13 protein-coding genes and 1 pseudogene are annotated in these 15,074 nt (G+C 31.7%); 5 read left to right on the top strand and 9 right to left on the bottom strand.

The window, feature by feature from the left end; genetic code table 11:
* The first annotated feature begins 81 nt into the window (after positions 1–81).
* From KPL50_RS12970 to KPL50_RS12980, 3 genes and pseudogenes are all read left to right on the top strand, one after another.
* Positions 82–1,955: pseudogene (locus KPL50_RS12970) on the top strand (glycosyltransferase family 39 protein).
* Positions 1,956–2,072: 117 nt separating this feature from the next.
* Positions 2,073–2,303: a hypothetical protein gene (locus KPL50_RS12975; RefSeq protein WP_216298949.1), complete on the top strand. Its 231-nt coding sequence runs from the start codon at positions 2,073–2,075 to the stop codon at positions 2,301–2,303.
* A 14-nt stretch (positions 2,304–2,317) separates the two neighbouring features.
* Positions 2,318–3,466: a hypothetical protein gene (locus KPL50_RS12980; protein ID WP_216298951.1), complete on the top strand. Its 1,149-nt coding sequence runs from the start codon at positions 2,318–2,320 to the stop codon at positions 3,464–3,466.
* A 322-nt stretch (positions 3,467–3,788) separates the two neighbouring features.
* Here KPL50_RS12980 and KPL50_RS12985 read toward each other — a convergent pair whose 3' ends face one another.
* Positions 3,789–4,244 (bottom strand): DUF441 domain-containing protein, encoded by a 456-nt coding sequence (locus KPL50_RS12985; protein WP_216298953.1) that lies wholly within the window; start codon positions 4,242–4,244, stop codon positions 3,789–3,791.
* A gap of 476 nt (positions 4,245–4,720) precedes the next feature.
* Here KPL50_RS12985 and KPL50_RS12990 point away from each other — a divergent pair, with 476 nt between their 5' ends.
* The gene (locus KPL50_RS12990; RefSeq protein ID WP_216298955.1) at positions 4,721–5,749 is read left to right on the top strand and encodes a glycosyltransferase family 2 protein; all 1,029 of its coding nucleotides are present in this window, start codon (positions 4,721–4,723) and stop codon (positions 5,747–5,749) included.
* Positions 5,750–6,038: 289 nt separating this feature from the next.
* On the opposite strand, the gene KPL50_RS12995 is transcribed toward KPL50_RS12990, so the two are convergent.
* The 3 genes from KPL50_RS12995 to KPL50_RS13005 all read right to left on the bottom strand — a co-directional run bounded on the left by KPL50_RS12995 (position 6,039) and on the right by KPL50_RS13005 (position 7,659).
* Positions 6,039–6,401, bottom strand: coding sequence for a VOC family protein (locus KPL50_RS12995; RefSeq protein ID WP_216298957.1), 363 nt, complete (start codon positions 6,399–6,401; stop codon positions 6,039–6,041).
* Positions 6,402–6,502: 101 nt separating this feature from the next.
* Positions 6,503–7,141 (bottom strand): Vat family streptogramin A O-acetyltransferase, encoded by a 639-nt coding sequence (locus tag KPL50_RS13000; protein ID WP_216298958.1) that lies wholly within the window; start codon positions 7,139–7,141, stop codon positions 6,503–6,505.
* Between the two features lie 182 nt (positions 7,142–7,323).
* On the bottom strand, positions 7,324–7,659 hold the full coding sequence (locus KPL50_RS13005) for a helix-turn-helix domain-containing protein (protein ID WP_216298960.1): 336 nt from the start codon (positions 7,657–7,659) through the stop codon (positions 7,324–7,326).
* A 228-nt stretch (positions 7,660–7,887) separates the two neighbouring features.
* Between KPL50_RS13005 and KPL50_RS13010 the strand changes: the two genes are divergently transcribed.
* The gene (locus KPL50_RS13010) at positions 7,888–8,196 is read left to right on the top strand and encodes a cupin domain-containing protein (protein WP_216298962.1); all 309 of its coding nucleotides are present in this window, start codon (positions 7,888–7,890) and stop codon (positions 8,194–8,196) included.
* A gap of 180 nt (positions 8,197–8,376) precedes the next feature.
* On the opposite strand, the gene KPL50_RS13015 is transcribed toward KPL50_RS13010, so the two are convergent.
* Genes KPL50_RS13015 through KPL50_RS13035 form a run of 5 tightly spaced genes read right to left on the bottom strand, consistent with a single transcriptional unit; the run spans position 8,377 to position 14,329 of the window.
* On the bottom strand, positions 8,377–8,868 hold the full coding sequence (locus KPL50_RS13015; protein WP_216298964.1) for a GNAT family N-acetyltransferase: 492 nt from the start codon (positions 8,866–8,868) through the stop codon (positions 8,377–8,379).
* 49 nt (positions 8,869–8,917) lie between these two features.
* The gene (locus KPL50_RS13020; protein ID WP_216298965.1) at positions 8,918–10,207 is read right to left on the bottom strand and encodes a homoserine dehydrogenase; all 1,290 of its coding nucleotides are present in this window, start codon (positions 10,205–10,207) and stop codon (positions 8,918–8,920) included.
* Between the two features lie 56 nt (positions 10,208–10,263).
* Positions 10,264–11,577, bottom strand: coding sequence for an aspartate kinase (locus KPL50_RS13025; RefSeq protein WP_253200606.1), 1,314 nt, complete (start codon positions 11,575–11,577; stop codon positions 10,264–10,266).
* 28 nt (positions 11,578–11,605) lie between these two features.
* Complete coding sequence (gene thrC, locus KPL50_RS13030; RefSeq protein WP_216298966.1) at positions 11,606–13,096, bottom strand: threonine synthase; 1,491 nt, start codon at positions 13,094–13,096, stop codon at positions 11,606–11,608.
* A gap of 15 nt (positions 13,097–13,111) precedes the next feature.
* On the bottom strand, positions 13,112–14,329 hold the full coding sequence (locus KPL50_RS13035; RefSeq protein WP_216298967.1) for a cofactor-independent phosphoglycerate mutase: 1,218 nt from the start codon (positions 14,327–14,329) through the stop codon (positions 13,112–13,114).
* Positions 14,330–15,074: the final 745 nt, after the last annotated feature.

A 15,074-nucleotide genomic window follows, 5' to 3' on the forward strand; every position in this document is an offset into this window, starting at 1 on the left:
TAGCGATATAAATTTAAATTAATTATGAGGATGGCTACTATTATGTTCATTTCTCATTCTAAAAAGGAGCTAATTAAAATTATGAAAAAATTAAAACTTTCTAAAGAAAAGCTATTATTATCATTAATATTATTATTGTCTGGAATATTAAACTTTACTAATTTAAGTATTGAGGGCTATTCAAATTTATATTACGCAGCGGGAGTAAAAAGTATGACTATGAGCTGGAAAAATTTCTTTTTTGTAGCTTTTGACCCCACTAGCTTTATTAGTATTGATAAGCCACCTCTAGGTTTTTGGATTCAAGCAATCTCAGTTAAAATCTTTGGCTTTAGTGGCTGGAGCATTCTTCTTCCCCTGGCACTTGCAGGAGTAATCTCCGTTGCAATAATATATATTATCATTAAGAGATCCTTTGGAACTGTGGCTGGTCTTCTTTCAGCATTATTTCTTGCAGTAACCCCTATTTTTGTTGCTGTAAGCAGAAATAATACTTGCGATAATTTACTGGTTTTATCTCTTCTACTTGCATGCTGGGCTATTTCTATAGCAGCTGATAAAGGCAAAGTTAAATATCTTTTAATAAGCTTAGCTATTGTGGGTATTGGTTTCAATATAAAAATGCTTCAAGCATACATGATAATCCCTGCTATATATCTAACTTATCTTCTTTCTAATGAAATCTCGCTTAAAAAGAGAATACTCCATCTGATGGCAACTTTGAAAGAGGAATGCAAGGGGGTACACCTCATACAGGAGATGGTAAAGGTGGGCAGGCTCCAGGAGGAAATGCTAATGGTGGCGGTGGTGGCGGTAGTAGCATGGGCGGCAGTGAAAAATCTAGTATTACAAGATTATTTTCAAGTAATAGTCTGTCAGATCAGATAATTTGGTTATTCCCTCTTGCAGTATTCGGATTAATAGCAGCAGCATTAAAAGAAAAACTCAAGCCTGCTTTTGATAACAGAAAAAAATTAGATTTAATTGTATGATCAATGTGGTTAATACCTGAATTTATATATTTCAGCTTCACCACAGGTTTATTTCATCCTTATTATTTAACTATGCTTGCTCCCCCAATTGCAGCCCTAGCGGGAATCGGAATTGTGTCTATGTGGGACCTTCATAAAGAGAAGGGACTTAAATCTTGGATTTTGCCAGTAGCACTTATTGTAGATGGATTAGTTCAGTTACTGATTTTGTCTTATTATTATAAGACCTCCAGTATCCCTAAGACTTTAATGATTGCACTATCTATTTTATGTTTTGTTTCTTCAATTACAATTATTGCTCTTAAACTGTTAAAAAATAAAAATGAAAAACTATCGAAGATATTAGTAGCTACTGCTTTAGTAGGACTTTTAATAACCCCTACGTTTTGGTCTGCTACTACAATGTTTAATGCTATGTCTGGAACCTTCCCCTCTGCTGGACTTTCATTAATCTCTAGTAGAACAAAGGGATCTCCAAGTATAGGTGCTTCAAGTACCTCTAGTAATGTGAAATTAATTAAATTCTTACAGACTAATAAAACAACAGAAAAATATATTCTTGTAACTTCATCTACTAATGGTACTGCAACAGATATAATACTTAAAACTGATGAGTCTGTAATGACTTGGGGTTTCTTTGGAACTGATAAAGCAATTACCTTAGCTAAATTCAAAGAATTAATTAATAAAGGTGAATTAAGATATGTAATGGTAGGTGGCCAAGGTGGAGGCTCTAATGATGAAATCATGACCTGGGCAAAATCAGCCGGCAAACTTGTTGCCGAGAGTGAATGGAAAGATTCTACAACTACAACTAATAAGGAATCAGCTACACCTAGCGCGAGTACAACAACAAATGAAACAAGTGATACTACTAAAACTACAAATTCAAAAGCTCAGCAATTTGGTGGTGGAAGTTCCGAAGCTTTATATGATCTCAAAGCTGCTGATACTACAAAATAATAATAGTTACCTTAGTCTTATATAAATGAAAGTTCTATGGATGCAGATTCTATAATTTCTTGTAGAATCTACATCCATAGAAAAATTTAATGTAGCAAGAAAGATGAGGATTATACCATGAAAATAAGTAAAAATATATTCATCTCAGCATTAATAGTTATTGTAACTCTCTCAATTATAATGGTAACCCTTTTGTTTGCACACCTATATACATCAGATCATTCAGTAAATAACAATTCATCTCAAAAGGGGAATGGAAGAATGCCTCAAGGTGAATTTCAGAAAAAAGATAGCATTACACCTGAAGGAACCCCACCAAATGGGGATTTTAAGAAACCAGAAAATTAAGTTGGAGGAGATTTATGGATAATAATAAAGTGTTTTTAAAAAAATTTCTTATATTGGCTTTTATTATATGGATTGCCCTACTTATTAGAATTCCAGGTTTACCTTTTATGAGTGGAGACTATAATGCCTTTGTAAGTAAATGGTTTGATACTATAAAAACGGGTGGTGGTTTTGCTGCCTTAAAAAATGCAATGGGTGATTACACTCAGCCTTATCTATACCTATTAACAATAGGCACTTATACAAATATAAATAAACTATTCTATGTAAAAATGTTATCTTTTGTTTTTGAAATAATGGCAGCTTTTTTTATTATGAAAATAGTCAATATGAAGTATAAAAACAAGAAATTAGTTTATCTCTCTTTTGGAATTGTACTTTTGTTTCCAACAGTTATATTTAACGGATCTGTATGGGGTCAATGCGATATAATATTTACCGCCTTTGTCATTGGTTCTATCTATTATATTTTATCTGAAAAACCGGTTACTTCATTAATATTTTATGGGATTGCATTATCCTTTAAACTACAAGCAATATTTTTCCTGCCATTATTCGGAATTCTACTATTTAAAAACAGAATTAATATATATCATTTGATACTAATACCACTCTCCTATTTAGTTTTAAGCATGCCTAGTTTAATTGTGGGTAGACCATTAAAAGAAATTTTACTAACTTATGTTAATCAATCCGGTGAATATAAAAATTTAACCTATAATGCACCTTCAATATATCAATGGGTACCTAGTAAATTGTCTAGTAATACAACCCTAGGTTATATTGGAATATTATTGGCGTTTGTAGTTGTACTTATTATTATTTATGTAAGTGTTAGATATATAAAAATTATTAAATACGAAAATGTTATAGAGCTCTCTTTATTATTAGCTATAATAGTACCGTTTTTATTACCACGGATGCATGAGAGCTATTTCTTTATGGCAGATATAATTTCACTTTTATATGCTTTTTGTTTTCCAAAGAAATTTTATATAGCTATAATAATCCCTTTGGTATCGTTACTGTGTTATCTTCCATTCTTATATAATACAGGGACAGATTCGTTAATAGATCTTTCTATAGTTTTATTTATAGTTATAATTGATTTAATATACTCGTTCAGACTTCATTTAACTAGTGAAAGCAAGCAATTGCAATAAAAGTTTAATTGATTTCTTGCTATCACATAATTATTACACGTACATGCCATAATTAACCATTATAATTTAATTATATGAAACCATTAGAAAATTAAGGATTAATATCTATTATGGGTTATACAAATGAAACTTATTAAAAGGAGACAATAATATGAATACTGATGTTGCTAGAAATTCAAATATAACTAGAGGAAATTCAATAAATTCTATTAATACAATTGACATCTTTGCTTAAATATCCGAAGGATAATAAAATTATAAACACATTTAAATAAAATGGTAACAAAAGCAGGATTTCTCCTTCCCCCTCTTCATATAATTATTATTTGTGAATCATCTTTGCAAATAAAGCTACCATTCCAGATGTAATAAGCGGTCCTACAGGCACCCCTCCTAAAAAAGCTGCTGCAGCAACTGCACCTATTATCATGGCAGGCATAATATCGCTATGTCCTTGAACTGTAAGATAGTTCAATCCTTGTCCACTTAAATAAGTTGTTAAAAATGAAAGAACTAGAGCAGTTATACCTATCCAGGATGTAAATACGTTTTTTATATTCGCTGTTGTAATGCTACCATTTGCAATTGGTATCATTATGGCGGCTATAAGAAATATAAGTCCCCCTGTAATTCCACTTTTTTCTATAAAGGGATATACATATCTGTCCAAACCTAAGAGTTTCAGCATAAGTAAGATACATGTAGCAATAGCTACTGAATTAGCTTTGCCAAAAATGGCAGCAGCAAGAATCAACAATAAAATAATATTAGAATTCAAAATAAATCATCTCCTGAAATATATTACTTAGTACTCTTAAAAGAATCACTTAAAACATTCTATTCAAAATCTACCATGTTAATTCGATTATATTTTTTAAATAACAGCGTAACGTTCCACTTCCACCTTAACTATATTTATACCAACAAAAAAATAACATACTAATTATAATTAGTATGTTAAACATCTTTATATTTATTATTTACATGAACGTATCATATAGTGTCCTGTCCATGAATTGACCTAGCTTTGCGCTTATTTTTTAAAACCCACTCAATTTTACGATGTGGGCTTTTAAAATATCAGGTTAACATTTAATATTAAGTAAATATATTTATATCACAACAATTAAAAAAATAATATAATATGGATCTCACATAAAGTTCACATATTAATTTGATACTGATGCTACAATTGACATCTATAATTTTAATTATAGAGTACATTAAAAGATTAGAGTGAAGGGAATGATAAATATGTCTAATGGAATTGTTTATTCTTTAGTGGTGCCTTTGTATAATGAAGAACTTGTAATAAATGAAAGTTATTGCAGATTGAAATCCGTAATGGATCGTACCTTCGAGAATTATGAAATTGTATTTATTAATGATGGAAGTTCGGACACAACAAGAGAAAAAGCAGAGGACATATGTAGGAATGATGATAGTATAAAGCTTATAAACTTTTCAAGAAACTTTGGACATCAAGCTGCTATAACTGCCGGAATGAATAAGGCCTTAGGTTCAGCTATTATTGTAATAGATGCAGATCTTCAAGATCCTCCAGAAGCTATTTTAGATATGATTAAAAAATGGAGACAAGGCTATGATGTTGTATACGGGAAAAGAATTAAGCGAGAAGGTGAAACCTTTTTCAAAAAATTCACGGCTAAGTCTTACTATAGATTACTAAAAAGTACGACAACAATTGATATTCCAGTTGATACTGGAGATTTTAGACTTATAGATAGAAAGGTATGTGATGCGCTAAATTCATTACCAGAAAAAAATAGATATATAAGGGGTTTAGTTAGTTGGGTTGGCTATAAACAAACCTTTGTAGAATTTGCACGACAAGAAAGATTTGTTGGCGAAACAAAATATTCACTAAAGAAAATGATGAAATTAGCTTTTGATGGCATAACCTCTTTCTCCTATAAACCATTAGTGGTAGCTGGCTACCTCGGAGCATTTACAGGTTTAATAGGCACTATTCTATTAATTGGTAGTATTCTAACATCAGTATTTAACCACACTAGCATATTAAATTTGGGGCTAGTTCTAGGCATTAACTTTATTATGTTTGGTATTATGTCATGTTTTTTCGCTATTATGGGTCAGTATATTGCGAGAATTTCTGATGAAAGTAAAAACAGACCACTATATATAGTGGAAAGTACCATAAGTCATAATGAGCTTAATAAAAGTGACATTTTAAAAGCAACTAGATCCTCTAAAATATATCACTTAAAATCCAGTTCAAAAATCTCAGCCATAAATAATTAGTTCAAACTCCTACGTCTTATGGCGTGGGAGTTTATTAAATTACAATTAGCATCATCGAAATCTTATTAGTTTTTATATAGCTTATTTTTAAAATATTTCGTCATAAATTACCATTACGCATTAACCATATTTAACCATTGTACATTTATTGCCTCTTTAATGTCAATATAAAACCGATATATTAAAAACCCACATCTTAATTGATATGGGTTTGCTACTTGTCTCGTATATAAATAAGAAAGCGAATTAACTCAACTGTATATTACATCAAGCCGAATGCTTTTGAAAATCACTTCGGAAAAACCCGTAACTGTACTGATACCCCATTTGGGTCATAAACATAGAAATAGCGAGTTCGAATGTCAGGGTTCTGGATGGCAGAAGGGTTCAGGCCTCTGTCATTCGCAAGCTTATGCATTGCATCCAGTTTATCCGTCTCAAAGCAAATGAACATACCTTTGCCTTCAAACTTCTGACCTTGTGGCATGCAGACAAGTTCAATCTCAGTTTCTCCGCTGCCATTTGTCAGAAATGCAACTTCTCCAGGTTCTGCTTTAAAGCGGCGGGAAATAGTTAGTTCTGTAATCGTCTCATAAAACTCAATAGATTCTTCCAAGTTGTTGACCATTAAGGTCACATGCTGAATATGCATAGTATATCTCCTTTTCTTTGTGTAATCTTAAATAATTATCACACAATAAAATATGTAATTCAAGAAGTGTTTTCCTCAATATAAATATATCAAAAAGTGGATCACTCTATGCTTTTTATCTTTTCAATATCTGAACTACAAAGGATTTCAAGATTATTAAATATTTTTTCTTCTGACCAATTCCACCATTTTAAGGCTAACAGATATTGGATCAAATCATCATCAAAGCGTTTCCTTATTATTTTAGCAGGGTTTCCACCAGCTATATGGTAATCAGGAACGTCTTTTGTAACAACCGAATTGGTAGCAATAATTGCACCGTCACCAATATGTATGCCTGGCATTACAACTACATTTTGGCCTATCCAAACATCATTACCGACAATGGTGTCTCCTTTTACTGGTAGATCATCAAGAGTTGGTGTAGCTTTTTCCCAACCGTTTCCCATAATATTAAAAGGATATGTTGTTACAGAACACATTCGATGATTAGCACCATTCATTACAAATTCAATTCCATGAGCAATTGCGCAAAATTTTCCTATAATCAATTTATCTCCTAGAAAATCATAATGATGTGTAACATGTTTTTCAAATTCTTCTGCACCATTCACATCATCATAGTAAGTATAATCACCAACCTGAATATTTGGATTTTTAATAACATTTTTAATATAACAAACTTGTTTTATGTTTTCATTCGGATAAATACTATTTGGATTAGGTCCATTTTTCTTCATATACACTTTACCCCCTGTATTATTAAGTCTGCATATATTACCATTTCAACTTAATTATAATGTATTTTTTTGTTTTCTTCTTCAAAATTACCTTAATTTAGCTGTATTATTAGCTCTAAATAGCAGGTAACAAATTAGATTATCTTCTCACTTTGTATTATCAAAAATATAGATACTTCAATCTAATCTTTATAAAGATGTTTATTAGTTTTTATATAGTTCCCCCCCCAAATATTCATAGCATCTAAAACTGGCTTTAAACTCTTTCCCAGTTCTGAAAGAGAATATTCAACTTTAGTTGGAACTTCAGGGTATACTTTTCTAATAATCAAATCATCATCTTCCATTTGTCGAAGTTGTTGCGTTAACATCTTTTCACTTATTCCATTTATTCCATTAGCAAGTTCAGTAAACCTTTGTGTTCCACTGTCATGTAAATTTCTTAAAATAAGAACTTTCCACTTGTGGCTGATAAGATTAACAGTTTCTTCAATTGGACATAATTTACTACAGGTCATTTTTATTCTCCCCTATCATATATAAATTTAATGCTTACAGTCTAGTTAGTCTAGTACATAATAGTGCCTTCTTGTAAAGAGTTAGTAACTATTATAGTATAAGGCTATCAATTAAGAAAACATAGGAGGATATTTATTTATGAAGAAATAATTTTTTTTTTACTTTATGCAATATTAACTTCAACAGTTGATTAAAATATGTATTTAAAATTTAGGAGATGAATGATTATGAAAATATTAAACGTTAATACTATTACAGAAAAAACTATGAGGAAAGCACTATTCACAGAAGGTACAATGGATGCAGGCATTTTGTTCTACGAACCAGGTGAAACAATGACCCCTCATAAGCATTCAAATTTAGATGAAATATTCTATGTGGTTAGTGGTGAAGGAATAATAACTGTAGATGGAGAAGACATTTCAATTAAAGAGAATGATGTAATTTTATCCCCAAATGAAGAAAGCCATGGATTTACGAACAATGGACACAACAAATTAGTTATTTTACAAGTAAAAAACACTATTGTAAAGTAAATGTAACATTTGTAAGCCTTAGAATAAAAGCCTGTTGGATGCTTTTATTTTAATGCTTCTATTTGAAAACTATACTAACTAAAATATATATGAATTTTTTATTTATCTTCCTTATTTTCTAATTTGTTTAGGATAACATCTATCTTTTTCTCCATTTCTTTATTTCAATTAACAATCTTTTTAATATGAGCTCTTATTTATTTCAAAAATATCATGCACCATATCAATCCCATTATATGGTTTTATAAATTCGCCCACACTAACCATACCAAGTCTTTTGGCTACTAAGATTGACGTTGTATTTTGAGGACGAATATCGCAAATAACTTTATCAGTTTTTAGCACATCAAAGGCATAGTCTATACAAGCCATCGCCCCTTCCGTTGCATAACCTTTTCCCCAAAACTCACTGTTCAAAATATACCCTATATCCCAATATTTTTCATGATTTATTGTTTGATGCAATAATCCAATTTGACCAACCACCTGGTTTGTAAGCTTATTAACTGCTAAAAGATAACCTATACCGTCCTCACTATATCGTCTTATTTGATTGTCAATCCAAGCGGTGATTTGCTTGTCAGAAAAAGTATGCTCCCATGCGTACATCACATCAATATCTTTTAGCATCTTTGCAAGTTCATTAAAATCCTTGTGCGTTATCTTACGCAAAATCAGTCTTTTACTTTCAATCATTTTTCTTCACCTTCCGTTAGTATAATTAGCTAAAGGATTCTATCCTTATTATACTTTCGACTCTGTTAACATTTTCCAGTGACCTTATCTTTTCCAAGGAATTTCTTATATCCGCTTCTAGACTTTTATGAGTAATAAATGCTAGTGGTACATCATCTTCATCTCTTACATCTTGCGTCATGGATATAATGCTAACATTGTTTTCACCAAATACTTTCGCTGTATCTCCTAAAACCCCTGCTCTATCTTTAACATTAAGTCTGATATAGAATTCTGATTCATTTTGATCTGTTTTCTTTATTTCTTTAAAATCAACTTCCTCACTTACCTCACTTAAGTCTGCTGGCTTTACATTGTTTCGAAGTATAGATATTATATCTCCTACAACTGCACTTCCAGTTGGCAGATCACCTGCTCCTCTTCCATATAGCATTAGTTCTCCCACTGCATTTCCTTTTATCATAATAGCATTAAAGACATCATTTACATTTGCCATTGGGTGATTAGAGGGTACTAGGGTTGGATGTACTCTTAGCTCTAATTTATTGTTTTCTTCTTTTGCTATTGCCAGTAATTTTATTGTATAACCAAATTTTTTTGCATATTCTATATCCATAGAACTAATATTTCTTATTCCTTCTCTATAAATAGCATCATGATTAACTTTAGTTCCAAAGGATAGTGAAGCCATTATAGCAAGCTTATACACTGCATCATACCCATCTACATCAGAGGTTGGGTCTGCTTCAGCATAACCCTTTTCTTGGGCTTCTTTTAATGCCGCTTCAAAGCTAATTCCATCATTAGTCATTTTACTTAGTATATAATTAGTTGTTCCATTTATAATTCCAATTATCTGCTGAATTCTATTGGCTGTGAGGCTCTCATTAATTTCCCGTATTATTGGAATTCCACCCGCCACACTTGCTTCATAATAAAATAACACTTTTTCTTCCTCAGCTATTTTGAATAGCTCGTCGCTCCAGTTTGCAATAACTAGTTTATTAGCAGTTACAATATGTTTTTTAGCTTTCATGGCTCGTATCATATATTCCTTAGCTTGACCTGGTCCCCCAATTAGCTCAACCACAATTTTAATACTTTCATCATTAATAATATCATCAATATTATCTGTTAAGATTCCCTTAGCCACAGTAATATCTCTTTTTTTATTTATATCTTTAACTAATATCTTAGCTACCTCTATTTCATAATTTGAACGTTTCATTATTTCTCTTTTATTTTCCTGGAGTATCTTCCAAACACCTGTGCCGACATTCCCAAAGCCTAAAATTGCTATCTTTACTTTTTCCATATTAATCGCCCCTCTCTAAAACTTAAATTATGCTATTATATAGGGTCAAGTGATTATTAATTCTCAAAGGCTTTGTACACAGCCCTAATTGCATTTTCAAAATCCTCATTTTCTACACCAACAAAGATACTTAACTCACTGGACCCTTGATTAATCATTCTAATATTTATATTATTTTTTAATAGGGCAGTAAATAATGTAGCGGATATCCCCTTAGTCCTTATCATGCCTTCTCCAACCACTGCTATTAAGGCCATATTAGGGTATGCTACTAAGGAATCTGGTTTACATTGAGTTTCAATTTCTTCTAATATTATATCAAGCTTATTGGCGAGCTCAGCATCGTCAATTACCAATGAAACTGAATCTATCCCCGATGGTATATGCTCGAAGGCTACATTATTGTTTTCAAGAATTGATAGAACCCTTCGTAAGTAACCTATATGACTGTTCATAAGCGTTTTTTCAATTGCTATTACTGTAAAATCTTTTTTCCCCGCAATGCCTGTTATATTTCCAGCTTTAATCGCTAATTTATCATTTAAAATAGTGGTTCCCTTTTCCATTGGTTTATTAGTATTTCTTATATTTATTGGAATCCCTTTATTCTTAACAGGAAAAATCGCCTCTTCATGAAAAACATTTGCGCCCATATATGAAAGTTCTCTAAGTTCTTTATAGGTTACTTCTTCAATATGTTTGGGATTACTAACAATATTAGGATCCGCCATTAAAAAGCCAGACACATCTGTCCAGTTTTCATAAACTAGCGCCCATACGCCCTTAGCAATTATTGCTCCTGTAATGTCAGAACCTCCTCTTGAGAAAGTTCTTATGCTACCATCTGGGGAAGCACCATAAAATCCTGGTATTACTGCTTTTTTTACCTGTGACAATCTTTTACTTACAGCATCATAGGTCGCTGACTCGTCCAAACGTCCACTTTTCTTAAAAATAATAATCTCTGCAGCATCAATAAATTCATACCCCAAATATTCAGCTAATATTAAACCATTGAAATATTCTCCACGGCTTGCTACATACGCCTCTGACGCTCCATTAATTATTTTTTCTTTAAGTTCTCTTAAATATTTAAAAATATCTATGGAAAGGTTTAATTCACTACACAAAACAGTATATCTTTCCTGGATTAATTTGAATAATTCATCAAATGGTAGTGACTTTTCAACATGTTCATGACATAAATATAAAAGATCTGTGATTTTATAATCACCTTTGCTTCGCATGCCCGGAGCCGATGGGACAACGTAGACACGCCTGTCGTCGGACAAAACAATATCCTTTACTTTTTTAAATTGCTCACTATCACATAATGAGCTTCCACCAAATTTTGCAACTATAACTTCCATAATTTCTGCCCCTTACTCTTTTAAAATTTTATATGTTAAGGATTTTTTCGATTTGCATTTGCATTTCATTCTTTGCACATTTGGTTTTATGAAGCACAGGTCTATTTTCTAAATCCACTATGCCTGCTGGAATATCAATATTTGTTATATTGCTCAGCTGCTTTATTAATTCAAAATCATTTAATCCTATATATTTTGTATCTATTGATTTCATAACGTCTGGAGTAAATTTATAAGGGCTTGCAGTAGAAATAATAACTGTCTTTGTAGTATCGTTTGTCTCTTCCAAATACTTTTGATAAACCGCATAGGATACAGCAGTATGGGTATCAATCACATAATTAGTAGTTTTATAAACCTCAGTTATTGACTTAGAAGTATCTTCCTCGGTTGCATAACCTCCATAGAAATCAGCTAAGGATTTTTTCATTGTACTATTAATTTCATATTTACCATTTCTTGAAAGCTCTTCCATAAGGTTTTTTATAACTACTGAGTCTTGCCCACTAATAGCATATAACAATCTTTCAAGGTTACTTGAAATCAATATATCCATTGAAGGAGACATAGTAATCACAAAATCTCTTGCTTTATCATAAGTACCGGTATTTATAAAATCAAATAAAACTTTATTTTCATTTGAAGCACAAATTAACTTTTTAATTGGTAATCCCATTTTTTTTGCGTAATATCCTGCTAGTATATTTCCAAAATTCCCAGTAGGAACGGAGAAATTTATCTCTTCTCCTATTTTAATCTCGCCCATATTACAAAGCTGAGTATATGCATAAAAATAATATACAACCTGAGGAATTAACCTTCCTATGTTTATTGAATTAGCTGATGAAAACATACTATTTTTTTCTTCTAATTTTTTCAGAAGATTATCATCTGTAAGCATCTTTTTAACTCCATTTTGTGCATCATCAAAGTTCCCATGAATACCTATAACAAAGGTGTTATCTCCAGTTTGTGTTACCATCTGCCTTTTTTGAATCTCACTTACACCTTGCTCTGGGAAAAACACTATGATCTTTGTACCTGACACATTTGCAAAACCCTCTAAGGCAGCTTTACCTGTATCTCCAGAGGTAGCAGTAAGAATAACCATCTCTTTATCATTATTTAACTTTTTTACTGCAATTTTTAATAAATGCGGTAGTATTGATAGTGCCATATCCTTAAATGCTAAAGTAGGTCCATGGTATAATTCTAAAAAATATGTTCCACCACGCTTAACTAGGGGTGCAATAATAGGTGTGTCAAACTTTTCATCGTAAGCCTTATCTATACACTCCCTTAACTCATTTTCCTCATAATCAGTTAGAAATTCCTTCATTATAGTAAATGCTAACTGTTTATAATTCATATGTAGCAATTCTTCTATCTGGGTACTTAACTTTGGTATTGATGTTGGTACAAAAAGTCCCCCATCTTGGCTAAGCCCCCTTGTGATAGCTTCTGCAGCTGTTACTCCCTTTTCATTTCCGCGAGTACTCTTATAATATATTTGTTTCATAATATTGTTTTCCCCCTACCTCTTACCTTTTAAAAAATAATCCATTAACTTATATCCCTCTGGAAAATATAGACCTGTGTCTTTTGCCGCGAATTCATCATAACATCCATTAGGATTGTTAAGCTCCTCATTGCTTTGATATATTAAAAATGGAACGGGATCACTTGTATGTGTCCTGAGAACTAGTGGTGTAGGGTGATCAGGAAGTATTATCATTTTATAATCCTCCCCTATTCTCTCCATTTCCTCTTTAATAACCTTTACTATTTGGTTGTCTATATATTCTATTGCCTTATATTTATTTTCTATTTCCTGTCTATGACTACATTCATCAGGGGCTTCAACATGAATATATACAAAATCATTTCCCTTTGCAAGCTCTGCCAGTGCGGCTTTTGCTTTGCCTATATAATTAGTATCAATATTCCCAGTGGCGCCTTGTACATCAACAACATCTAACCCTGCACATAATCCTATTCCTTTTATTAAATCAACTGCAGAAATTACGGAACCTTTCAAATTATATTTTTCATAAAAGCTAGATAAATGTGGCCTCGTGCCCTCACCCCAGATCCATATGGAGTTAGCTGGGTTTAATCCTTTTGCCACTCTTTTTTTATTTATAGCATGCTGCGATAGAAATTGACTGCTTTTCTTTGTCATCTCTTCAATTACTTCACTATTTAAACCACGTGGCATAAAATCCTTCACTTTTTTACCTAGAATATCATGAGGGGGTGTAAGCTTCCAGTCAAAGGGGCCATTTGCCCATATCATAAGATGCCTATAGCTAATACCTGGATAAAACTTTATTGTATCAGTGCTTAAATAGTCACTTAATCCACTTATTAATTCCCTTGATTCCTCAGTTGTTATTTCACCAGCACTATGATCTAGCATAATCTTTTCCGCGTAAGGCTCGCCTTCAGATACCGTTACCAAATTACATCTAAAGGTAATATCTGTATCTAGCATGGGCACTCCCATGCTAGCTGCTTCAAAGGGTGACCGACCGCTATAATACACAAAGGGATTATAGCCAAAAACAGCCATATTCGCCGTGTCACTTCCTGGTGCCATACCCTCTGGAACAGTTTTAACCATACCTATAGTACCGTGCTTTGCCATATAATCAATAGCAGGAGTACTCGCATATTGAATCGGTGTTTTGTTATTTAAATCTTTTACAGGATAATCTGACATCCCATCTCCTAGTACTACAATATATTTCATATGGTTACACTCCTTTTTATGACTTTTGTTATAAATATCTTTAATGCTCCAAATCATATTTAAGTATTTGCCAATAATATATATGGATTATTAAGAATATTCATTACACTTTAAACTAGTTTTATATATTATAGTATAAATTTGTCTATAAATCAAAATTATAAGTTGAATTTGAGTAATTTTTTTTTAGCAACCGTCATTTTTCTAATATAATAGGAAATCGAAAGCTTATATAGCGCACCTCAATTATGCAGATTACAATATTTAAATATAAGACATTTTTCAACTTGTCAAATATTTAACAAATACTACACACATTCTTAATAATGCCGTAACAATTTTATGTTATTATTTATTAATAGGTTAGTAAATTAAAGCGAAGTCCCCCTTTACTTTAATAATAGAAGCTGTGAAGTAACATTTCACAGCTTTTTCGTTTTTTGTATTATTACACTACGCTAATATAGTTAATATTTAAAGTTTTTTTACACATTCTTCATTATTTCGACATAATTCTATGTTATTATCTACTTATAAGTTAATAATTTACTAAATTACTAGGTTAATAAGTTATTAGATTATAAATTAAAGCGAAGTCCCCCTTTACTTTAATAATAAAGGCTGTGAAGTTATATTATAAAATGGACCCTATAAGGTAGACAGTTAAAAAAAGAGGCATAGTTGTCTCAAAATTAACTGATTCTACTTTGTAGGGTCTTTTTTGTTATACTTAATACATTAAGTT

Origin of the sequence: Clostridium sp. CF012 (assembly GCF_018861755.1) — a bacterium.
In the GTDB taxonomy this organism is placed as follows: Bacteria; Bacillota; Clostridia; order Clostridiales; family Clostridiaceae; genus Clostridium_AD.